This window comes from Flavobacterium sp. AC267 (assembly GCF_979258715.1).
The window spans coordinates 1408143-1429521 of record NZ_OZ409875.1; the positions used below are offsets into that span (position 1 = coordinate 1408143).

The window sequence follows — 21379 nt, forward strand, 5'->3', positions numbered from 1 at the left end:
ATCTAAATCTATGAAAAAAATAATTGCGTTCTTTTTTATTACGATGAATATTGGATTGATGCAGTCTCAAACCTATAAAGAATTTGTTGCAAAAGGCGATGATTCCTATAACGCGAAAGATTATAAGGAATCTGTTGCCTTTTACGAAAAAGCTTTTAAAATGGAGCATACATCATCATCGGATTTGTACAATGGTGCGTGCGCCGCAGCTTTAAACAATGATGATAGGAAAGCTTTTAAATGGCTGGACTTAGCAATTGATAATGGATATGAAAACATTGCCCATATAAAAATTGATACTGATTTAGAATCGCCGCATAATAAAAAAGGAGTGGACAAAGACAATCGAAAAATTGCAGAAGAAAATGGATATTATGAGCGCTAATTATGATAAACCATTGCAGAAAGAACTTTTGGATATTTATACTGAGGATCAGGGTATTCGTGGAGCGTTTATGAAAATTTATAAAGAACCTAATGCTGATAAAAAGAAAATTGATAGTATTGGAAAAATAATGCAGTACAAAGACAGTCTTAATCTCGTTAAGGTAATGAAGATATTAGATGAAAAAGGCTGGGTGGGAAAAAATGTTGTTGGGTCGCAGGCCAATCAAACTTTGTTTTTGGTTATTCAGCATGCTGATTTAAAATACCAGCAAAAGTATTTACCAATGATGAGAGAAGCAGTTAAAAAAGGGAATGCAAGTCCAAGTAATTTGGCATATTTGGAAGATAGAATAGCTTTAAGAGAAGGTAAAAAACAAATTTACGGAAGTCAGGTTTCCAATCATCCGATTACTAAAAAACCGTTTGTTTCGTCGCTTGAAGATCCTGATAATGTTGATAAAAGAAGAGCGTCAGTTGGGTTGGGAACATTGTCTGATTATCTTAAAAATTTTAATGCGACTTGGGATGTGGAAGCCTATAAAAAAGAACTTCCCGAATTTGAGAAACTTCTTAAGGAGAAAAAACAAAAGACGAATTAAACATTAGAAAATTAGAATCTTAGCAACTTAGTAACTTATAAAAAATGCAATTAACAAACGCAGAAGAACAATTAATGGAGCATTTATGGAAGCTTGAAAAAGCTTTTATGAAAGATTTACTCGAAGCTTATCCAGAACCAAAACCGGCAACAACAACGGTCGCAACTTTATTAAAGCGAATGATTGATAAGAAATTTGTAGCGTATAACGAATTCGGGAATTCACGCGAATATTATCCGCTGGTTAAAAAAACAACTTATTTTTCTAAACACGTAAACGGATTAATCAGTAATTTTTTTAATAATTCGGCATCGCAGTTTGCTTCGTTTTTTACAACCGAAACCAATTTGTCGGCATCGGAACTGGAAGATCTTAAAAAAATAATCGATTCAGAAATTCAAAAAAAGAAAAAATGATAACGTATCTTTTAAAATCAGGCGTATTGCTTGTTGTATTTTATGCGGTGTATAAAATGCTTTTAGAAAACGAAAAAATGTTTCGTTTTAATCGAATTTATCTTCTTGGAAGTCTTGTTTTTAGTTTGATAATTCCGCTTCAGTTGTTTTCGATCGGATCATTTTTGTCGACCAAAACACAAATGATTGAACTGGATGAAATCATGATTATAACGAATAAAGCGGTTTTAGATAAAGTAAATTACACGGAAATTCTAACGTACTTTTTGAGTGTAATTTATATTGTCATTACAGCAATTTTGATCGTTCGTTTGATACGAAATATATATTCATTTACGATTAGAAAGAAAAGAAGTAAAATCGAATTTATTAACGGGCAAAAAATTGTTTTGACTAAAGAGCCTGTTTTGCCGCATTCTTTCTGGAATACTATTTTTATCAATCAGGAAGATTTTAAAAATGGTAAAATTCAACCGGAATTAATAGCACACGAAAAAGCCCATTTGCGACAAAGACATACTTTGGATATTTTGTTTGTTGAGGTTTTGCAAATTGTGTTTTGGTTCAATCCATTATTTGCACTATTTGAAAAAGAAATTAAACTCAATCACGAATTTTTGGCTGATGAAGCTGTAAATAAACAATTTGGCGAGATCAAAAATTATCAGAATCTCCTTCTGGATTTTGCTTCGCATAAAAGTACAGTTTCTCTAGCCAGCAATATTAATTATCTAATCACTAAAAAACGTTTACTAATGATGACTAAAAGAGAATCTCCAATTAAGATTGCACTGAAAGTATTTAGTGTAAGTATGCTTTATGTTTTACTGTTGTTTGTTTTCAGTACTGAAACTGTGGCGCAGGAAGTAATTAAAAATGATGATTTTAAGAAATTAACAGAGGTTAGTGTTAAGCCTGAATATCCTGGCGGAATAGTTGAGTTTTATAAGTTTGTAGGTCAAAATTATAAAATGCCTGCGGATGTATCTAAGCAAAAACTAAACGGAAAAGTATATCTTAAATTTATGATTGAGAAAGACGGTTCGTTAAGCAATATCGAAATCCTGAGAGATAAATTGGGTTATGGCGCAGGAGAAGAAGCTGTTCGTGTATTGAAGCTTTCTCCAAAATGGATTCCAGCTTCTGATCAAGGAAAACCGGTTCGAGTAATGTACAGTCTGCCAATTACAATTCAGGCTGATAAATAGCTTTAAAGGTGCAAAGGTTCAAAGCGGCAAAGATTCAAAGGTTTAAAACTCTGTCCCTTTGAACCTTTTCACTTTGTACGTCAAAACAAAAAAAATCCGCTTTCAGCAATTTGGAAGCGGATAAAATTACAAACTAAAAAATCTAAAAAATTAACATGCAGATCCAGACTAAAATAAATCTGGATTATATCCAAAATAAGGTACTTTTTGTTCGTTAAAAATTACGCCATATTCTTCTAATTCTTTCAAAATTGGCTCATACACTTCTTTTTTAATCGGAAGTCGCACGCCTGGAGTGGTAATTTTTCCGTTTAAAATCAATAATGCGACAATAGCCACTGGAAGTCCTACAGTTTTTGCCATAGCCGTATAGGTTTGGTCGTCGCCAATACAAACCATTTTAGAATCGATTTGTTTCTTTTCGCCGTTCAATTCATATCCGAATTTATGATACATTACAATCATATCTTTATCATCAGATTGTAGTGCCCAGCTGTCGGTTAAGATTTTTTCTAAAATCTGAGCAGGCGTGGCGTTAGGTAAATTCACTTTTTTGTCTGGGTTAAATAAATCCAGTTCCAAAAGTTTATCCCACATTATATCGTCCTGATCAATTTTTAAAATCAATCGGGTTTTAATTTCTACAGAATCTGTCGGATGATAGGGAAGGAAAGAATTCACAAACTGACGGTAACTCATGTTTTCTGAATCTTCAATGATGTAGCTGTCATCTGTCATGCCAAGCTGTACAAACATATTCCAAGCTCTGGAATAACCCACTCTTCGAATAGTTCCTCTGTATAAAGTCAGAATATTATCTAAACCATAAATCGATCTGTATTTGAGAGAATCCCGATTAGAATAGGCTTCAAATTTTCCGTAACCTTCTACTTCTAGAAATTCAGTTCTTCTAAATAAAGCACTGTACGGAATGTACTTATAAGTTCCTTCCTGAATAAATTTTCTTGCACCGCCTTGTCCGGCCAAAACTACATTTCGAGGTGCCCAAGTAAATTTATAATTCCATAAATTATTATCAGATTCAGGAGCCACAAGTCCATGCCAGAAAGATTCGAATAACAGCATTTTACCACCTTTTGCTCGAATTTCGTCAATAACTTTCATGGCGCTCATATGATCGATTCCTGGATCAAGACCAATTTCGTTCATGAAAATCAAATTGTTTTTTAGGGCTTCTTCATTTAGAGCCTGCATTGCGTCGCTGATGTAAGAAGCGGTAACCAAATGTTTTTTAAACGACAGGCAGTCTTTTGCAATTTCGATGTGCAAATGTGCGGGAAGCATCGAAATTACTATTGAAGCATTTGAGATAGCCGTTTTTCTCTCTACTTCATTAAAAATATTTAAAGCTAGAGGAGTTGCATTAGGATGTTCTTGCGTTTTTAGTTTGGCTAAATCCAATGAAAGATCCGCTACAGTTAAATGCAGTTTTTCTTCACTTGATTTTGATAGTAAATACCGAATCAAAGACGATGCAGATCTTCCTGCTCCAATTATTAAAACGTTTCTCATGTTCTAAATATTTAACACAAATATATTAAAATGTTATAAACATAACAATTTGAATTAAATAAAATTGATTTTATTTTTGAGATTAGTATAAAAGAATAATGCGATTCTATACTAAATTATCTAGAATCTAAAGCGGTTTTTTGGTTTGTTTGAAGTATTTTTGTTTCAAATTTCTAAAGAGATAAATCATGAAAAGAAGAATCGTTTTAACTGGAGCTTTTGTAGGTATGATAGCTATTATTTTGGGTGCTTTTGGCGCTCATTTATTGAAAAAATATCTTTCAGTTGATCAATTAAATACTTTTGAAGTTGGTGTTCGCTACCAAATGTATCATGCTCTTTTTCTTCTCTTCTTATCAACTCAAAAAGACATTGCGGAAAAGACGCTAAAAGCAATCTATAATTTTATAGTTGCCGGTGTCGTACTTTTTAGTGGTTCAATCTATTTGGTGGCAACAAAAGACTATACTTTGTTTTATTCTAAAATTATCGTATTCGCAACTCCAATAGGCGGTTTTCTATTAATTATTGGTTGGGCGCTATTATTCTTTACGATTTTGAAGCGAAAATCATAAAATCCCGAAAAAAAATTCTGTCTAAGAATTAATCTTTAATTTTGTCTCATAAATAACATATAACTCTTGTTATGTGAATTTTTTTCTATTTTCTGTTGTAAAACAGAAATAATATAACAAATTCACTCATAGGGTTGTAAATAAACAAATTAGAAGCAGTTATTTTTTTCTTTTTGTAATTTTTAAAGTGAAATTTCTCTTTTTTCGTATAAATCAAAGTGAAATTTAATTATTTTAAAAGGAATAAGAATTAATCTGTAATTTTGCTTCTGAAATAAATATCACACACAACTTAAAATTTATGGACACTAACACAGTTTTCGCGCAATCGATTTCGTTGAAAGAATTAGGAATTGAAAATGCAAAAGTTCGTTACCAACTATCTGCAGATGAATTACATGCGATTACTTTGCAGTCAGGACAAGGTGTTGAGAATTCTACTGGAGCTTTGGCAATTAATACAGGTGAATTTACAGGGCGCTCGCCACAAGATCGTTTCATTGTAAAAGATGATATTACAAAGGATCAAGTTTGGTGGGGAAATGTAAATATCCCATTTGAACCTCAGGCTTTTGAAAAGCTATATAATAAAGTAACAGCGTTTTTATCAGACAAAGAAGTTTTTGTTCGCGATTCTTATGTTTGCTCTGATCCAAATTATAGATTAAATGTTCGTGTTGTAACCGAAACAGCTTGGTCAAATTTGTTTTGTTACAATATGTTCTTACGTCCAGAAGAATCTGAACTGGCTAATTTTACTCCAGAGTGGACAGTAGTTTGTGCTCCGAGTTTTATGGCAGATCCTGCTGTAGACGGAACGCGTCAGTCTAATTTTGCTATTTTGGACTTTACAAAAAAAATCGCTTTAATTGGCGGAACAGGTTATACAGGAGAAATGAAAAAAGGTATTTTCTCTGCATTAAACTTTATTCTTCCAGTTTTCAAAAATACACTTCCAATGCACTGTAGTGCGAATGTTGGAGAAGACGGAGATACTGCAATTTTCTTCGGCTTGTCTGGTACGGGAAAAACTACTTTATCTGCAGATCCAGAACGTAAATTAATCGGAGACGATGAGCACGGCTGGACAAATGAAAATACGGTTTTTAACTTTGAAGGAGGTTGTTACGCAAAAGTGATCAACTTAACAGAAGAAAATGAACCAGACATTTTTAGAGCAATCAAAAAAGGAGCGCTATTAGAAAATGTCGTTTTCAAAGCAGGAACAAACGAAGTAGATTTTGATGATGTTTCGATCACACAAAATACACGTGTAAGTTACCCAATAACGCATATCGATAATGTACAGCCAGGTTTGGTTGGACATGATCCAAAAAATATATTTTTCCTAACAGCAGATTCTTTCGGAATTCTGCCTCCAATTTCAAAATTAACGCCGGGTCAGGCGACTTACCACTTTATTTCTGGATATACAGCAAAAGTTGCTGGAACAGAAGCTGGTGTAACAGAGCCTCAGCCAAATTTCTCAGCTTGTTTTGGAGCGCCATTTATGCCTTTACATCCAACACGTTACGCTGAAATGTTGAGCAAAAAAATGAAAGATGCTGGAGTAAAAGTTTGGTTAATCAATACAGGATGGACGGGCGGACCTTACGGTACAGGAAGCCGTATGAAGCTAAAATATACTCGTGCGATGATTACTGCGGCTTTAAAAGGCGAATTGGATAACGTAGAGTATGTAAATCATTCCGTATTCGGAATTGCAAAGCCACAATCTTGTCCAAATGTTCCAGAAGAGATTTTAAATCCTAGAAATACTTGGGAAGACAAAGATTTATACGATACAAAAGCGTTGGAATTAGCACAGAAATTCAAAGCTAATTTTGCGAAATTTGAAGAGTTTGCCAATGCCGAAATCTTGGCAGGTTCACCAATTACAGAATAAAAGGAATTAGTTAATTCAATAAAAAAAGCTGTTCATAACGAACAGCTTTTTTTGTTTGGTTTTCAATCACAGTAAAAAAAAAAATAAATAAACACTGAAACCTGCGACTGAAAACCTTTAGAACTTTATTTTTTTGATTCGTCTATACGTTTCTGGATTAAATCCCAAGCGTAATAGTGAAAAGTCATTCCGTTGCTCATCGCTACGAAAAGTCCGTTTTTATATTGACCTCCTAAGTTTACACTTGTAACATCTGCACCATCACATTCAATTGTTGATGTTGGTACTTCAGCCAATAAAGTATGATTATTTGGATTTCCTTTTGCACCTTCTCTAGGGTAAACCATAAAAGAATTTGCCTGCTGGTTAGAGACTAAAATATATCCTGTAGAATCTGTTTTTTTGTAAATAGCAATTCCTTCGTGATCTGCTTTGAAATCTTTCTGCCCGAAGAAAGCCAATTCTTTATTATCATTTAAAGCTGGATCTGCCTTGTATTTTCTAATTCCAACTTGTTCATCACAGTAGTAAACAAAACCTAATTCGTTGTCTACGGCAATAGCTTCAATTTCTTTTTTTACCGCTGTATGTTCCAAATTTCCGAACCACTTTTGCGCGACAAATTTTCCGTTTCCAGAAAGTTCATACTGCCATAAATAACTTCCAGAAGGACCTGTTTTTCTTCCTACAATAGCAAAAATTTTCTGGTCACTTGGACGTGTGTACAACGAAACTCCCATTGGATCGCGTTGTGCTTCACCTTCAAAAACTTCGATGCCGCCATTATCAATTGGCTCTAAATCTGGCAGACTGAAGATTCTTATTTTGTTACTTTCACGTTCTGTAGTAACGGCAACATCTACTTTTTTTCCATTAATAATTAATCCGTAAGCGATATCAACATTATTTGGACGTTTTAACGGAATTGATTTTTTAAGGATTTTTCCATTCAAATCAAAAGCATACAAACCACCGTCTGTATCTTTATCAGTTCCCACAATAATACTTTTTGAAGCATCAGCTGGGTTAATCCAGATTGAAGGATCATCGGTATCGTGAGGCAAAGCTTCGGTAACCGCTGTTGGTTTTACCGCATTGGGCTGAATTGGGGCTAGTTTATCATCTTTACAAGCCGTAAATGCAAGACTTAAAAGTAAAAAAGCTAGTATAGATTTATTTTTCATTCCTATATTTTATTTTAAAAGAATTAGACAGAACCGCTAAGTTCTGTCTAATTTAGTCGTTTTTTAATTGATTTTACAAGTCTAATTTCAATCCGAAATTGTAACGAGCTTGGTAATATTCTGCTTGTTTTGTATGTGCGACAACTCCTTGATAGTAACGTAACGGTTGATTTGTTAAGTTATTAGCTTCAGCAAAAAAGCGAAGTTTTGGAGTAATTTTATAAGAAGCATTTGCATCTAAGAAAAACTGCTTATCGTAATAACTGTCCTTATAAGATTCTGAACCTAATTCATCTAAATAATCAGATGTAAAGTTTGTTGAGATTCTTGCAGAGAAACGTTTGTTTTCCCAAGACAAAGATCCGTTAAACATATGAGGTGTAGTTCCAGGAAGACTGATATCGTTTCTTTCGTTTCCGTCTTCGTCAGCAATTCCTCTAGCTTTGGACTGCGTATAAGTATAGTTTAAATAGATACCAAATCCTTTTAAGAATTTACCAGGAAGAAAATCCAACTGACGTTGAAAAGCAACTTCAAATCCGTAAACATCAACTTTGTCTCCATTTCTAGATTGTAAAAATGACCAGTTTTCTCCCGCTGGAATTGGATTTATTTGATTTGGGAAATCTGCGGCAAATTTCGCATCAGTATATTGATTGTCGCTGTAGTTGTAAATGAAATCATTTAATCTTTTGTAGAAAAAACCTCCAGAAATCAAACCAACAGATTTGAAATAGTTTTCTGCCATGAAATCATAATTGTATGAGTACGTTGCATCAAGATCTGGATTTCCTGCTGTAATTTCCTTATCGGCGACAATGTTGTTTACATAAGGCGCCAAAGCGTAATAGTTTGGTCTTGCCAAAGCCGTTGTTGCAGTGACTCTTAAAATTAAATCTTTTGTTGCATTATATTGAAATGAAATACTTGGTAAAAGATTCGTGTATGAATTTGTATTGTTGATTTTACTTTCTAATTCTTCTTCATCCAAAACTCTGTTTCCTGTATAATCAATATGTGTATTCTCAACACGGAAACCTAAAACCATAGAAAGTTTGTCGTTAAAATCCTGATCCCATCTTACATAAGCGGCAGTAATTCTTTCTTTAGCGTTATAGTTTACCGCTAAATATTCTGCTGGATCTGTTTCTTTTTCAAATAAAGAAGCATTATTTAAATCCAAACCTCCTAAATAAGTCGCAGAAGCAAAAGTTCCCGGCACATATTTACTTCCTGGATTAAATCCGTTTCCGTCATAATAACTTGTTGGAACTTCAGATAGTAATTCCATCCCATCCGTAAGCGGCGAGTAAGAATAGAACATATTATTTCTTTCTTTTTCTTTTAAACGAAGTCTAAGACCAGTTCTCAATCTTCCTTTTTCTCCTGCAATAACAGAAAATGGAAAACGGATATTTACTTTTGCACCAAATTCACTTTCGCTTGTTTCGTCTGTGTTTTCTGTAACTGAATCAAATTCAAACGCATCAGTTGATTCGCCAGCAGTTGTCATTAAAGGAAATCTTGGATTAGATAAATCTTGGAACATTTCCAATCCTTTCTGACGGTATTCGATATAACGCTCACCCGGACGGTATTCTCTTGCTTTTGCGTAGTTTGCAGACCAGTCTAAATCTAATGTTGAGTTGATTAAGTGTTCTCCACGAAGTGAATAATTTTGAACTCTTTGGTCTTCTAATCTTCTGTTTTTGTTTCTACTGTTGTCTAAACCACCTTTTGTCTGGCGTTTTACACGGCCTTCAAATCCAGTGATTTCTTCACCATTATAAATTGGGTCAATATCATCGTAAGTAGTTCTGAAACGGTTTTCTCTATCATCTCTCCAGTTATAAATTGCATTAGCAAAAATCGTATTGTTTTCGTCAAATTTATAATCTAAAGCTATAGATCCGTCTGCGACGAATACGTTGAACATCATATTTTCTAATTTCTGAAGCTTGTAAATACTCATTTCCAAATTCATCTTTTACCCATTCGTTTTCGATGTTATCAGAGCCATAATCAACATTGTTATAAGAACCGCTGAAAACAGCTCCTAATTTATTGTCGAAAAAACGATTACCGTAAACTAGACCAGCAGTGTAAGAAGCGTGGTCACGAATTGGCATATAACCGCCGGCAAGTGTTGCAGAAATTCTTTCTCCGTTTGGAGTCGCTCTTGTAATTAAGTTTACAGAACCTCCAATCGCGTCTGCATCCATATCTGAAGTTAAAGTCTTATTTACTTCAATAGTCGAAATCATATCAGACGGAATTAGGTCCATTTGTACGTTTCTGTTATCTCCTTCTGCAGACGGGATACGGTCACCATTTAAAGTTACAGAGTTTAAAGACGGTGCCAAACCTCTAATAATAATATTACGAGCTTCACCTTGGTCATTTTGCATAGTAATACCAGGAACACGTTTTAAAGCGTCTCCAACGTTAGCATCTGGAAAACGACCCATTTGATCAGAAGAAATTACGTTTCCGATATTTTTATTGTTTTTTTGTTGATTCAAAGCTTTGGCCTGACCTTTTAAGATGTCTCCAACCACAACTTCATTTAATTCTGTTCCAGAAGTTTTAAGAGCAAAATCGATTACGTTGTTTTTTCCCTGCTCTACTTTTATTTCTTGAGTTAAAGAAGTATATCCAATATATTTTACTTCAACTTTATAAGTTCCTTCATTAATATTCAATAATTCAAAACGACCGTTGTAGTCAGAAACGGTATATTTTTTTTCGCCTACAATTTGAACCATAGCTCCAGGAAGAGGCAGTTTGTCATCGGCATCTAATATCTTTCCAGATATAATCGCTTTCTGAGCAAAACCTGTAAAGGCTAGTAAAAAGAATGCTGTTAGTACTAAAAATTTTTTCATTGTGTGTGTTTAGTTTGATTTGTTATGCGAAACTATAATCTACGTATTACTAAAAGCCTTAAAAAAAATTAACATAGTGTTATGATTAACCAAAAATTTGAGGATGTTATTAATGTTTAACTAACATTAAAACTTCAAATAATTGATTCACAATTAAAAACAAATAATTATTTTGATTGTATTTGAAAATTTGGCGTTAAATTTGCCTTATCAATCACAATCAAAAATCATCAATCATGTTAAAACAATTTTTTATCCTATGTTCAGGAGTCGACCGAGATCTCTTGAAAGACTGCTCAGAAGGCGAACAAACTAAATATGTAGGTATTGGCGCCACTGTATTTTTTACAGCAGTTATGGCTTTTCTGGCCAGTGCTTATGCGCTTTTTACCGTTTTCGATTCTATTTATCCCGCTTTAATTTTCGGATTTGTATGGAGTTTACTGATTTTTAATTTAGACCGATTTATCGTTTCTACTATTAAAAAAAGAGATCGTTTTTTAGACGAATTCCTGCAGGCAACACCACGTATTTTATTGGCGGTTATTATTGCTATTGTAATTTCTAAACCTTTGGAGATTAAAATCTTCGAAAAAGAAATCAATACTGTTTTGTTGAAAGAAAAAAACGAAATGGAATTGGCGAATAAGAAGCAGATTGGAACATATTTCAAATCTGATTTAGATAAAAACAAAGCAGAAATTGCGGCTTTAAAAGCAGATATTGTAAAGAAAGAAAAAGAAGTTAATGCGTTATATTCTACTTACATCACAGAAGCTGAAGGAACGACTGGAACTAAAAAACTTGGAAAAGGTCCTGTTTATAAAGAGAAAAGAGAAAAACACGATGCCTCTTTAAAAGAGTTTGAAACTTTAAAAACAGCAAACGAAGCTAAAATTGCTGAAAAAGAAAAAGCTGGAATAAAACTGCAAGCCGATTTAGATAAAAAAGTTTCGCAGACACAGCCGATCATCGAAGGTTTTGACGGATTAATGGCGCGTATCAATGCGTTGAATAAATTGCCGTGGCTTCCATCATTTTTTATTATGCTGTTGTTTTTAGCGATCGAAACGTCTCCAATTATTGCCAAATTATTAGCACCAAAAGGCGAATTCGATTTTAAACAAGAAGAAGCCGAAACAGCGATGAAAGCAACTTTGGTACAAAACAAATACCAACGTGAACTGCTAGTGAAAACAAGCGCCGAAATGCACGATAAAGTATATGCCGATATTGCAGAAGATAAAAGTCTGTACGATTTACAGCGCAAAAATGCAAAAGAGTTACTAGAATTGCAATCGCATAAATTTGTAGAAAAACAGAAAGCGACTTTATAAGTCGAAAGTCAAAAGTCAAAAGTCGAAAGGAGAAGTCGAAAGTCTGAAAGTCGAAGAAAGGACTTAAAAAGATAAAGCCCTAAATAGAATTTCTATTTAGGGCTTTTATATTTTAGACAAAGTCAAAGGGCTTTACGACTTTCGACTTTTGACTTTAAGACTAAAATTTTACATGTAACTTAAAATCTCTTTTTTATAAGCATCATATTCACCTTGCATGATCAAACCGTTATCAAGGAGTTTTTTGTAATTCTGTAATTTATCAAAAAGTTCTTCTTTAGATAATTCACTCAATTTGCGATCGCCTGTTGGCTGTGCTGGCTGAATTGGTTCAAATGTCTCCGTATAAACTGGTGCGGCTGGTAAAATTTCAGCAAAGCTTGTTACTTCTTCAGTTTCAACTTCTTCAATTTCTTCATCTTCTTCCTCTTCATATTCTGGCTCTATAACTTCTTGAATTGGAGTTGCGACCTGAACTGGATTTTTCAATAAATCCAATTGTTCTTTAGCGTAAGTATAAATTTTTCTAGCCTGAATTTTCGGAATATAATCAATAGAAACTGCCAAATCTGTTTTGGTGCCAAAAGAAAATTCAGAACCCAAAATATTTTCTTTTACAAAAGTACTCGCAATATCATCCCAAGTATAATCTGTAAAATCCATTGAAAGACCTAAATTTTTAGGTTTACAGATAATGATACGCTTGTTTGTTAATACAATACTATCAGGAAAAACAGTAATTGCAGGCTTTTTTTTGCACTGCGATATATCCAACTTCTTCGCCTTTCATCAATAAATCTGTAAGTTTCGAAGTGATTTTTTCAATCGCTTTTGGATCTTGTTCTTCGTTTAGAAATTTTTTAAATTGTTCTTTCATGATTTTATAAATTGCTAAGTTGCAAATTGATTGGGATTTCTTTTTTTATCTTACCGTGCAAATGTAATGCCTAATTTTCTAATTGCTCCGCCTGTTCGGTAAAAAAGTTACCTCGGGTTGATAATTTCATTCTGAATTTTCTTTGTCAAACTTTTGAAAACCAATTCATATGAATGATCGATCAATTCTTTGACAAATTTGTCTGAAAGATTTCCGTTTAAAGCAATCGTATTCCAATGCACTTTACTCATATGAAACCCCGGTTGTATTTCATCATATTCTCCTCTGAGTTCTTGTGCGCGTTCTGGATCACATTTTAAGTTGACTGCGGGTTCACTTTTTTCCCATTGTGACAAAGAGGATAAAGCAAAAATTTTGCCTCCCACTTTAAAAACCAAAGTATCTTCATCAAAAGGAAAATGTTCGCTTGCCCCTTTTTTTAAAAGACAATACTCGTAAAATGTTTCTAAATTCATATCATTTATTATTTACCAATTTCGCCTAAATGCGTGTATTTAAAAGCCTTTTCATATTTCAATCCGTAACCGAAAATTCGATCCATTGCCGAATGTGAAAATAAAATAATTCCGGCTAATTGTATACTTTCAATACTTAAATAACATCCTAAACCATAAATTAAAAGTGCAATTCCTTTATGGTGAAAAACATTGTACAAAAATGCACCGCTTTTATTTCCGAAAAGATATCCAAGCATAGAAAAATCTGGAGCTAAAATTAAAGCGAGAAACCACCACCAATCAAAATTTAACTGATTGAATAAAAAGATGCCGAGGATAAACAAAGCCGTTTCTTCGAGTTTAATAATGGTGTTCATCATATTATTTTTTCCATCATTTTTTCAGGATGGTTTAGTTTTGTAAATCCGAATTTCTCATATAAAAAATGAGCGTCAGTTGTTGCCAAACGCCAAATTTTGACATTTTGAAGCTGTGGTTCATTCATCATTGTTTCAATTAAAATCGATGAATATCCTTTTCCGCGATGTTCTTCATCAATAAAAACATCCATTAAATAAGCGAAAACCACATAATCGGTAATTACGCGTGCGAAACCAATTTGTTTGTCATCTAAATAAATTCCGAAACAAACCGAAGCATCGATTGTAGTTTGAACTTCCTCAATCGTTCGTCCCATGACCCAATAAATGTCTTTCAAAAAGTTTTGTATAAACGGAACGTCAAGTTTGCTTTTATCTGTAGAAACGGTTATCATTAGTATTCAGTGTTCAGTTTTTGAGTGTTCAGTTTTAGTCTCAGTCCCAGTCTCAGTCCCAGTCTCAGTTTTCAGCAAATCTAAAATCTAAAATCTGCAATCTTAAATAATAAAGGCTTGCTCGGACTTGCGTCATTTTCAAACGAAGCAATTTGAAGATTTAGTATATAATTTCCATCTTCGATTTCGTTTGGAACATAAATCATTTCAGTAATTGTTGCGTTTAATCGTGCATCAGAATTTAGATTCACAGTATCCTTTACATTCCAAAACGCTTTATGAGCCAATAATTTACCTTCATCGTGTTCTTTGTCCACACTTGGCAGATCAATTAATAAATGTTCAATTTCGCTTTCGCGAATGAAAATCGCTGCTTCTTCAGACAAATAAGACGGATTTGTATTCGAATATTTTCTTGATTTTTTATCTTTTGAATTTGGAATAGTTCTGATTACTAAAGCCTTGTTTGTCACACTGAGTGATCCCGAGGCTTCGCGAGAATTGCTTTCATTTGATGTCACATTGAGCGAAGTCGAAATGCTTTCTTTCGTAATCACAAAATCATCTCCAATTTTCTCAGGCTCAACCGTAATCAATTTAGCAAAAAAGAAAAACTGCCTCAGCGATTGATTGATGCTGTAAAAATCATTGGTAATATGTCCCAGACATTCCGTATGCGTGCCATGCCCATGCGGATTGAAGAAAATATTATTAAAATTAGTTGATGATTTCCCCTCAGAAACTTTACCAATCCAATCGCCAAAAACTACAGGTTCGATAACTGGTTTTTCAATGTACCAAGCAATAGGGTTTTCGTCTGTGTTGGTCAATGGAATTGAAATATCAATGGGTTTTGATAAGTCGATTTCGAAGTTGTTGATTTTTGCTATCATGTTGATTTAACCGCAAGGTTCGCTAAGGTTTTACGCAAAGGGCGCTAGGATTTTATTAAAGATTATTTACCACTCTTTTGATTCCATTTTTGATTAAAGAAACATTAAAGTTTATTAATAACCCTAATTTGCAATTTGTTAATTTTAAATAAGTCAATAGCTGAGCAAGATGAATTTCATTTAAACAATCTACAGCTTTTATCTCCAAAATTAGTTTATTTTCTACTAAAATATCTAATCGGTAACCAACATCTAATTTTACTTCTTCATAAATTAGAGGTAAAGCCTTTTGTTTTTCAATTGATAAACCAATTTTTCTTAATTCATAAAAAAGACATTCTTCATAAGCACTTTCTAAAAGTCCTGGTCATAAAGTTTGATGAACTTTTAGTGCGCAGTTAAATACAATTCTTGATAATTCATTTTCTGACATGAGCGATATAATTAAAGCTCAAATCTACGTTTTAAAATTTATATTGTAAGTTTATACCTTCAAAAAAACAATAGCGTGCTTTGCGTAAACCTTAGGGAACCTTGCGGTAAATCTCTTAATCCAAATTTAAGTAAAAGAGATCACTTGCAATTCCATCCGTTAAAAATTTTCCTTTTGGAGTTGGTTTTAAAATATTATTTTCAATTGAAAGTAAATCGTCGTTCAAGAATTTTTCAGATTGTTTTTTGAGATAATTGAAATATTCCAATCCAAATTCATTTTTGATTCTTTCTAAAGAAACGCCCCAAATCGTTCGCAGTCCTGTCATAATATATTCGTTATAACGATCAGAAACAGTCAGGATTTCAGTTTCTAAAGGAAGTTCGTTATTCTGAATGGACTTTAAATACAATGAATTATTAGCAACATTCCAGCCTCTTTTTTCGCCGTCATAACTATGTGCCGAAGGACCAATTCCGATATATTTTTTGCCTAACCAATATGCCGAATTATTTTTGGAGAAATAATTCTCTTTTCCAAAATTGGACAATTCGTAATGAATAAAACCATTCTTTTCAAGCGTTTCAACCAAAATCATAAAATGATTTGAGGCGACTTCGTCTTGAGGTTCGGCAATTTTTCCGGTTTGAATTAATTTACTTAAAGCCGTTTTCGGTTCAACCGTCAAAGCATAACTAGAAATATGCGGAATGCCAAAACACAAAGCGGTTTCAATATTTTGTTTCCACATTTCGTCGCTCATTCCCGGAATTCCGTAAATTAAATCAAGCGAAATATTATCAAAATATTTTGTCGCTTCCTGCAAACATTTTATGGCTTCCGCCGAATTATGAGCGCGATTCATCATCTTCAAATCTTCTTCATAAAAAGACTGAATTCCGATGCTTAAACGATTTATTGGACTCTTAGCTAATTCTAAAATTCGCTCTGCAGACAAATCATCCGGATTGGCTTCAAGTGTTATTTCAGGATTTGTTGCAACATCATAATTTTTATAAACTTCTGAAATTAAAAAGTTGATTTCGTCATTGGTTAAAACAGAAGGTGTTCCTGCCGAAATAAATGGTTTCAATTGTGTTGTCGCTTCGAGCGGAGTCGAGAAGTTCAAATTCATTTTTACGCATGGCAATTTCTTTGGCTAAAGCCAAAACCATTTCGTCCTTCTTTTTCATCGAAGTCGAAAAATGAAAGTCGCAATAATGGCAAGCCTGCTTGCAGAATGGAATATGAATGTAGATGCCGCTCATTTTTTAGTGTTCAGTGTTCAGTCTCAGTTTTCAGTCTCAGTTTTCAGTCTCAGATAAAACTGAAAACTGAAAACTGAGACTGAGACTGCAAACTATTTCTTAACTCTTTCCTCATTTTGTTTTACAAAAGCATCCCATCCCGAATAACTTTTTCCTGCTACGACTTTTCCCGAATTAAAGAAATGACAAACTGCGTAGCCAAACCATCTGTTGAATCCAGGTTTTTTGGCAATTCTTTTAAGCCTAAAAGCTGTTGCGGCATTTTGGCAACTTGTTCTTTACTGGCATTCCCGTTTCCGGTAATCGCCATTTTTATCTTTTTTGGGTTCGTATTCTGTAATCGGAATATCTCTGGAAAGTCCTGTCTGCCATTGCAACGCCTTGCGCGCGTCCAAGCTTTAACATCGATTGTACGTTTTTTGCCAAAGAAAGGCGCTTCAATCGCAATTTCATCTGGATGATGCGTTTCGATTAATTCGATGGTTCTTTCAAAAATGATTTTTAATTTTTGGTAATGATTGTCGTATTTGGATAATTGCAATTCGTTTAACTGCAAAAACTCCATTTTTTTATTGATGACTTTTATCAATCCAAAACCCATAATCGTGGTTCCAGGGTCAATACCTAATATGATGCGTTCTTTTGTCAATTTTTTTAATTTAAATATGAGAATTTATCTTCAACCTCACTCTTTGAAATGTTCGATTTAATGATCTCATTTTTTTTATTTATGATCGAGTATTTTCTATTTTTTAAAACATAAAATTCTGCTTCTTTATTTTGTTCAAAAAAGCTAAATTCGATATAGATTTTTTCATAAATAAAAGGAATTACTTGTTCATTTTGAATCGTTACAACTCCATATTTTCTATCTTTAGAGAGAATAATCATCTTCTCGTTATGATAAAAAAGAGTATCGTAGATTACAGGGATAACCGTTTTTCCTTCTTTCGTGATTATACCATTTTTATTGTTTTTTTCTACAAAATGATAGTTTGAACCAGGTCCATCTTCAACCCAATTTGATATTTTACTATATTCAAAAGGGATAATTATTCTTCTGGCTCTGTCTATAACGCCATATTTATCGTTTTGTTTGGCAATAAATCTATTTTTTGTATCGTAAAAGCAAGGAGATAAATGCTGAAAATTAAAATTAAAAATGGGTTTTAGGTTCTTGTCGATTATTCCAAATTTGTTGTCTTTATTTTGTATGATATAATAATCTAATTCTCTTCTGTCGCCATAAATTAGAACGTTATCAATTGGATAGGTAATTTTATTGTTAGAATCAATCAACCCAAATTTACCTTTGTGCTTTACAATCGCATTATAATTGCTCCCAAAATCTTGAAATTCTTCATATATAATAGGAATTGTTAATTTCCCTTTTGTATCGATTGCTCCATATTTTCCATTCAAATCCTGAATATGGTAGATTTTTTCAATTTTGTTATTTAAACGACAATAATCAAATGAAAAGTCTTTTATTTTATCATAGATTTTCTTTCCATTTTCATCAAGTAAAACTAAATTGTTATTGTGTTTTGCGGCAAAAATTTCAGATTCGTGATAAGATTCTTCGGGATGTTCTATTGTGTCGTATTCAGTTTTTACAATTTCTTTTCCAAATTCATTTATGATTCCATATTTGTGATTTTTAGAAACAATTGCAATTCTATTTTTATTAAATCTTTCGCCAGTTTCATATTTGCCAAAAGGGATTATTTCTTTTAAATTTTTATCTAGGTAAGCGATTTGTTTGTTTTTTCGAACTAAGATTAAACCGTTTTTCCCAAAAGTACTTTCGCTTTCTCCTTTTATATCAATGTCAGTTAATGCAATTTCATCATAAATAAAATCTGTTTTTTGTTTTCCGAAAGAATTAAAAAAAGCCCATTTCCCTTTTTTATTCAAAGAAACTAAACTGTCAGCTGTGCCTACATCTGCATTTTGATATATGATTGGAATTATTTCTTTTCCTTTTTTATTAATGAAGCCATAAAAGTTGTTTTTCTTTACAAGAGCTAATCCGTTCTTATGAAAATAAGTTTCATTTTGAAATTGAATAGGAATTATAATTTTTCCTTTTCGATTAATAAAGCCAAACTTCCCGTTCTTTTTTACACACGCAATTTCTTCAGAAAAAACAGTTAAGTCATCATACTCGAAAGGAACCAATATATTTTCATGAATATCAATATAACCGTGTTTAGCTCCTTTCTGGGCATAAATCATTCCTTTTTCATCTATTGGATTTAGAAATTCATATTTTCCTTGCGGAATAAGAACGTTCCCTTTTTCATCATTAAACCCCCAAGAACCTTTGTCCATAATTCTAACATGTAGTTTTGGAGTGCTTTTATCAATTTTATTGCATGCTAGTATTAGCAATAATGAAAAAAATAATATGATGCGTTCTTTTTTCAATTTTTAAGTTGTTACGCCAAGTTGCACTAAGATTACACAGAGATTCACAAATATTTTTTTAAATTTCTTTGTATGTCTTTGTGTTTGCTTTGGGAATCTTTGTGAAATAGCATTATTACAATACTTTGTGTTACTTTTGCGGCATGATTTTAATTCCTCACAAAGCTAAACAATTCCTCGTTCTTCTGGCTAAACTTTTGATCGTTGGCGGCGCATTTTATTTTATTTACAATCAGCTGGCGAATAACGACAAATTGGACTGGAATAAGTTCATTGTTTTGTTTCGTAAAAATCAGTCGGTTTTAGGAATCTCCTTTATATTGCTTTTGAGTGTTTTGAATCGTTATTTCGAAATACTAAAATGGCAGAACCTTGCCAAAGTTATTCATCAAATTTCTATATACGAAGCAACAAAACAGGTTTTAGTTGCTTTAACTGCTGGAATTTTTACGCCAAATGGAGTAGGAGAGTACGCTGGAAAAGCATTGTATTATCCAAAATCTGAGGCCAAAGGAGTCGTTTTTTTAAACTTAATCTGCAACGGAATCCAGATGATTTTGACTATCATTTTTGGGATTTTCGGATTGCTGTATTTCAATGCACAATTTAATGTAATTACTACCAAAACAGTTTTAATTTTATTTGGCGGATTTTTACTGATTCTGATTGTTTTATTTTCAATAAAAAAGATCAAAATCAAAGAATATTCGATTGAAAAACTGATTCATAAAATCAATGAAATTCCGAAACCAATTCATCAAAAAAACATCTTTTTAGGAATTTGCCGTTATCTGGTTTTTTCCCATCAGTACTACTTTTTGTTTTTAGGTTTTGATGTCGATTTGCCTTATTTAACTTTAATGGCGGCCATTACATCGGTTTACTTTTTAGCATCGTCTTTGCCAACTTTTCAATTTTTAGATTTTGCTGTAAAAGGAAGCGTCGCCATTTATTTCTTCGGAATTCTTGGTGTAAACGAATGGATCGTAATTTTCATCAGTACATTAATGTGGTTTCTAAATGTAGTTTTACCAGTAGTTTTAGGAAGTTATTTTGTGCTGAATTTTAAAACCAAAACAGCAGAATGATTTTTACTTTATTTACCATATTAGCAATTTACATGATAAGCGTCGGTTTGCTTATTTATGGTTTTTTCAAAGTAAAAAAATATCAAAAGAAAGATTTAAAACCAAAGACAAGTTTTACGATTATTGTTCCGTTCCGAAATGAAGAAGAAAATCTTCCTAATCTCTTAAAAAGCTTTTCAAAACTAAATTATCCAGCAGATTTATTTGAAGTAATTTTAGTTGACGACAGTTCTGAGGAGAAATTTCAAGCCTCACTTTTCACATTTCACATTTCACAAATAAACAATATTCGGATTTCCAATTCGCCTAAAAAAGATGCTATTACAACGGCAATGCGACACGTAAAAACCAATTGGGTAATTACCACAGATGCCGATTGTATTGTTCCAGAAAACTGGCTTTTAACTTTTGACAATTACATTCAGGAAAATAAAATTTCTATGCTTGCGGGAGCGGTTACGTATGAATGCGAAAATTCATTTCTGCATCATTTTCAACAATTAGATCTCACGAGTCTGCAAGGCGCAACAATTGGAAGTTTTGGTTTACATAAAGGCTTTATGTGCAACGGCGCCAATTTCGCTTATAAAAAATCATTTTTCGAAAGTTTGAATGGCTTCGAAGGAAATAATAAAATTGCCAGTGGAGATGATGTTTTTTTATTGCAGAAAGCAATTGAAAAATCGCCTCATGAAGTTCATTATTTAAAAGCAGATGAAGCAATCGTAACTACAAAACCAACCCAAAATTGGAAATCATTATTTTATCAAAGAGTGCGCTGGGCGACAAAAACAACTTCATATAAAAGTACTTTTGGAAAGTGTCTAGGACTAATCGTTTTCTTTGGAAATTTGAGTTTTGAAATTGGCTTTTTCTTAGTATTATTTCAAATCGTAGATTATCCGTTTTTTGTTTTATTTGCCTTTTTAAAGTTCACTATTGATTTTGTTTTGCTTTCTAAAACAAATCAATTTTTGACAAAAGACCGAATTAAAAGTCTTTTATTGAGCAGACTTGTTTTATCCATTTTTTAGTTCAACTGTGGCGTTATACAGCTTATTTGGTTCCTATGAATGGAAAGGTAGAAGTTTTAGAAGTTAATTATTTTTGTGAAGTTTCTTTGCTCA

16 protein-coding genes and 5 pseudogenes are annotated in these 21379 nt (G+C 32.9%); 9 read left to right on the top strand and 12 right to left on the bottom strand.

Features of this window, described 5'->3' with window-relative positions; genetic code table 11:
- The first annotated feature begins 10 nt into the window (after positions 1-10).
- The 4 genes from ACZZ95_RS07445 to ACZZ95_RS07460 are packed head-to-tail and all read left to right on the top strand — an operon-like array spanning position 11 to position 2610.
- Positions 11-385, top strand: coding sequence for a TPR end-of-group domain-containing protein (locus tag ACZZ95_RS07445; protein ID WP_463468582.1), 375 nt, complete (start codon positions 11-13; stop codon positions 383-385).
- Complete coding sequence (locus ACZZ95_RS07450) at positions 375-986, top strand: DUF6624 domain-containing protein (protein ID WP_463468583.1); 612 nt, start codon at positions 375-377, stop codon at positions 984-986. The genes ACZZ95_RS07445 and ACZZ95_RS07450 overlap by 11 nt, the downstream gene beginning before the upstream one ends.
- Before the next feature lie 44 nt (positions 987-1030).
- Positions 1031-1402 (top strand): BlaI/MecI/CopY family transcriptional regulator, encoded by a 372-nt coding sequence (locus ACZZ95_RS07455; RefSeq protein ID WP_095952467.1) that lies wholly within the window; start codon positions 1031-1033, stop codon positions 1400-1402.
- Positions 1399-2610 carry a M56 family metallopeptidase gene (locus ACZZ95_RS07460; RefSeq protein WP_463468584.1) on the top strand — a complete coding sequence of 404 codons (1212 nt, stop codon included), beginning with the start codon at positions 1399-1401 and terminating at the stop codon, positions 2608-2610. Before ACZZ95_RS07455 ends, ACZZ95_RS07460 begins: the two co-directional genes overlap by 4 nt.
- 168 nt (positions 2611-2778) lie before the next feature.
- On the opposite strand, the gene ACZZ95_RS07465 is transcribed toward ACZZ95_RS07460, so the two are convergent.
- Positions 2779-4143 carry a saccharopine dehydrogenase family protein gene (locus ACZZ95_RS07465; protein ID WP_463468585.1) on the bottom strand — a complete coding sequence of 455 codons (1365 nt, stop codon included), beginning with the start codon at positions 4141-4143 and terminating at the stop codon, positions 2779-2781.
- A gap of 188 nt (positions 4144-4331) precedes the next feature.
- Here ACZZ95_RS07465 and ACZZ95_RS07470 point away from each other — a divergent pair, with 188 nt between their 5' ends.
- Both ACZZ95_RS07470 and pckA read left to right on the top strand, forming a co-directional pair.
- Positions 4332-4718 (top strand): DUF423 domain-containing protein, encoded by a 387-nt coding sequence (locus tag ACZZ95_RS07470; protein ID WP_463468586.1) that lies wholly within the window; start codon positions 4332-4334, stop codon positions 4716-4718.
- A gap of 301 nt (positions 4719-5019) precedes the next feature.
- Positions 5020-6624, top strand: a complete 1605-nt coding sequence (gene pckA / locus ACZZ95_RS07475; protein ID WP_463468587.1) for a phosphoenolpyruvate carboxykinase (ATP) — start codon at positions 5020-5022, stop codon at positions 6622-6624.
- Positions 6625-6749: 125 nt separating this feature from the next.
- Here the strand turns inward: pckA and ACZZ95_RS07480 are convergent, their stop codons facing one another.
- Both ACZZ95_RS07480 and ACZZ95_RS07485 read right to left on the bottom strand, forming a co-directional pair.
- Positions 6750-7808, bottom strand: a complete 1059-nt coding sequence (locus ACZZ95_RS07480; RefSeq protein WP_463468588.1) for a phytase — start codon at positions 7806-7808, stop codon at positions 6750-6752.
- A gap of 73 nt (positions 7809-7881) precedes the next feature.
- A pseudogene (locus ACZZ95_RS07485) lies at positions 7882-10693 on the bottom strand (TonB-dependent receptor).
- Between the two features lie 236 nt (positions 10694-10929).
- Here ACZZ95_RS07485 and ACZZ95_RS07490 point away from each other — a divergent pair.
- Positions 10930-12030, top strand: coding sequence for a DUF4407 domain-containing protein (locus ACZZ95_RS07490; protein ID WP_463468589.1), 1101 nt, complete (start codon positions 10930-10932; stop codon positions 12028-12030).
- Positions 12031-12198: 168 nt separating this feature from the next.
- On the opposite strand, the pseudogene ACZZ95_RS07495 reads toward ACZZ95_RS07490, so the two are convergent.
- From ACZZ95_RS07495 to ACZZ95_RS07535, 9 genes and pseudogenes are all read right to left on the bottom strand, one after another.
- Positions 12199-12907: pseudogene (locus ACZZ95_RS07495) on the bottom strand (PH domain-containing protein).
- A gap of 107 nt (positions 12908-13014) precedes the next feature.
- Entirely contained in the window at positions 13015-13383 is a 369-nt protein-coding gene (locus ACZZ95_RS07500) for an MmcQ/YjbR family DNA-binding protein (RefSeq protein WP_463468590.1), read from the bottom strand.
- A gap of 8 nt (positions 13384-13391) precedes the next feature.
- A complete protein-coding gene (locus ACZZ95_RS07505) occupies positions 13392-13742 on the bottom strand; it encodes a DUF4260 domain-containing protein (protein ID WP_463471638.1) in 351 nt (116 codons plus the stop codon).
- Positions 13742-14140 carry a GNAT family N-acetyltransferase gene (locus ACZZ95_RS07510; RefSeq protein ID WP_463468591.1) on the bottom strand — a complete coding sequence of 133 codons (399 nt, stop codon included), beginning with the start codon at positions 14138-14140 and terminating at the stop codon, positions 13742-13744. The genes ACZZ95_RS07505 and ACZZ95_RS07510 overlap by 1 nt, the downstream gene beginning before the upstream one ends.
- Before the next feature lie 80 nt (positions 14141-14220).
- Positions 14221-15033 (bottom strand): cyclase family protein, encoded by an 813-nt coding sequence (locus ACZZ95_RS07515; RefSeq protein WP_463468592.1) that lies wholly within the window; start codon positions 15031-15033, stop codon positions 14221-14223.
- A gap of 55 nt (positions 15034-15088) precedes the next feature.
- Positions 15089-15466 (bottom strand): annotated as a pseudogene (locus ACZZ95_RS07520) (GxxExxY protein).
- 115 nt (positions 15467-15581) lie between these two features.
- Positions 15582-16734 (bottom strand): annotated as a pseudogene (hemW, locus tag ACZZ95_RS07525) (radical SAM family heme chaperone HemW).
- A gap of 157 nt (positions 16735-16891) precedes the next feature.
- Positions 16892-17383, bottom strand: coding sequence for a crossover junction endodeoxyribonuclease RuvC (locus ACZZ95_RS07530; protein WP_463468593.1), 492 nt, complete (start codon positions 17381-17383; stop codon positions 16892-16894).
- A 5-nt stretch (positions 17384-17388) separates the two neighbouring features.
- Positions 17389-19068, bottom strand: coding sequence for a WG repeat-containing protein (locus ACZZ95_RS07535; protein WP_463468594.1), 1680 nt, complete (start codon positions 19066-19068; stop codon positions 17389-17391).
- A gap of 239 nt (positions 19069-19307) precedes the next feature.
- Here ACZZ95_RS07535 and ACZZ95_RS07540 point away from each other — a divergent pair, with 239 nt between their 5' ends.
- Positions 19308-20252 (top strand): hypothetical protein, encoded by a 945-nt coding sequence (locus ACZZ95_RS07540; RefSeq protein WP_463468595.1) that lies wholly within the window; start codon positions 19308-19310, stop codon positions 20250-20252.
- Positions 20249-21353, top strand: a pseudogene (locus ACZZ95_RS07545) (glycosyltransferase family 2 protein). The gene ACZZ95_RS07540 and the pseudogene ACZZ95_RS07545 overlap by 4 nt, the downstream one beginning before the upstream one ends.
- Positions 21354-21379: the final 26 nt, after the last annotated feature.

Bases quoted from the DNA above. Each gene is read 5' to 3' on its own strand.
- ACZZ95_RS07445 (WP_463468582.1), top strand. From the start codon at position 11: ATGAAAAAAATAATTGCGTTCTTTTTTATTACGATGAATATTGGATTG.
- ACZZ95_RS07450 (WP_463468583.1), top strand. From the start codon at position 375: ATGAGCGCTAATTATGATAAACCATTGCAGAAAGAACTTTTGGATATT.
- ACZZ95_RS07455 (WP_095952467.1), top strand. From the start codon at position 1,031: ATGCAATTAACAAACGCAGAAGAACAATTAATGGAGCATTTATGGAAG.
- ACZZ95_RS07460 (WP_463468584.1), top strand. From the start codon at position 1,399: ATGATAACGTATCTTTTAAAATCAGGCGTATTGCTTGTTGTATTTTAT.
- ACZZ95_RS07465 (WP_463468585.1), bottom strand. From the start codon at position 4,143: ATGAGAAACGTTTTAATAATTGGAGCAGGAAGATCTGCATCGTCTTTG.
- ACZZ95_RS07470 (WP_463468586.1), top strand. From the start codon at position 4,332: ATGAAAAGAAGAATCGTTTTAACTGGAGCTTTTGTAGGTATGATAGCT.
- pckA (WP_463468587.1), top strand. From the start codon at position 5,020: ATGGACACTAACACAGTTTTCGCGCAATCGATTTCGTTGAAAGAATTA.
- ACZZ95_RS07480 (WP_463468588.1), bottom strand. From the start codon at position 7,808: ATGAAAAATAAATCTATACTAGCTTTTTTACTTTTAAGTCTTGCATTT.
- ACZZ95_RS07490 (WP_463468589.1), top strand. From the start codon at position 10,930: ATGTTAAAACAATTTTTTATCCTATGTTCAGGAGTCGACCGAGATCTC.
- ACZZ95_RS07500 (WP_463468590.1), bottom strand. From the start codon at position 13,383: ATGAATTTAGAAACATTTTACGAGTATTGTCTTTTAAAAAAAGGGGCA.
- ACZZ95_RS07505 (WP_463471638.1), bottom strand. From the start codon at position 13,742: ATGAACACCATTATTAAACTCGAAGAAACGGCTTTGTTTATCCTCGGC.
- ACZZ95_RS07510 (WP_463468591.1), bottom strand. From the start codon at position 14,140: ATGATAACCGTTTCTACAGATAAAAGCAAACTTGACGTTCCGTTTATA.
- ACZZ95_RS07515 (WP_463468592.1), bottom strand. From the start codon at position 15,033: ATGATAGCAAAAATCAACAACTTCGAAATCGACTTATCAAAACCCATT.
- ACZZ95_RS07535 (WP_463468594.1), bottom strand. From the start codon at position 19,068: ATGGACAAAGGTTCTTGGGGGTTTAATGATGAAAAAGGGAACGTTCTT.
- ACZZ95_RS07540 (WP_463468595.1), top strand. From the start codon at position 19,308: ATGATTTTAATTCCTCACAAAGCTAAACAATTCCTCGTTCTTCTGGCT.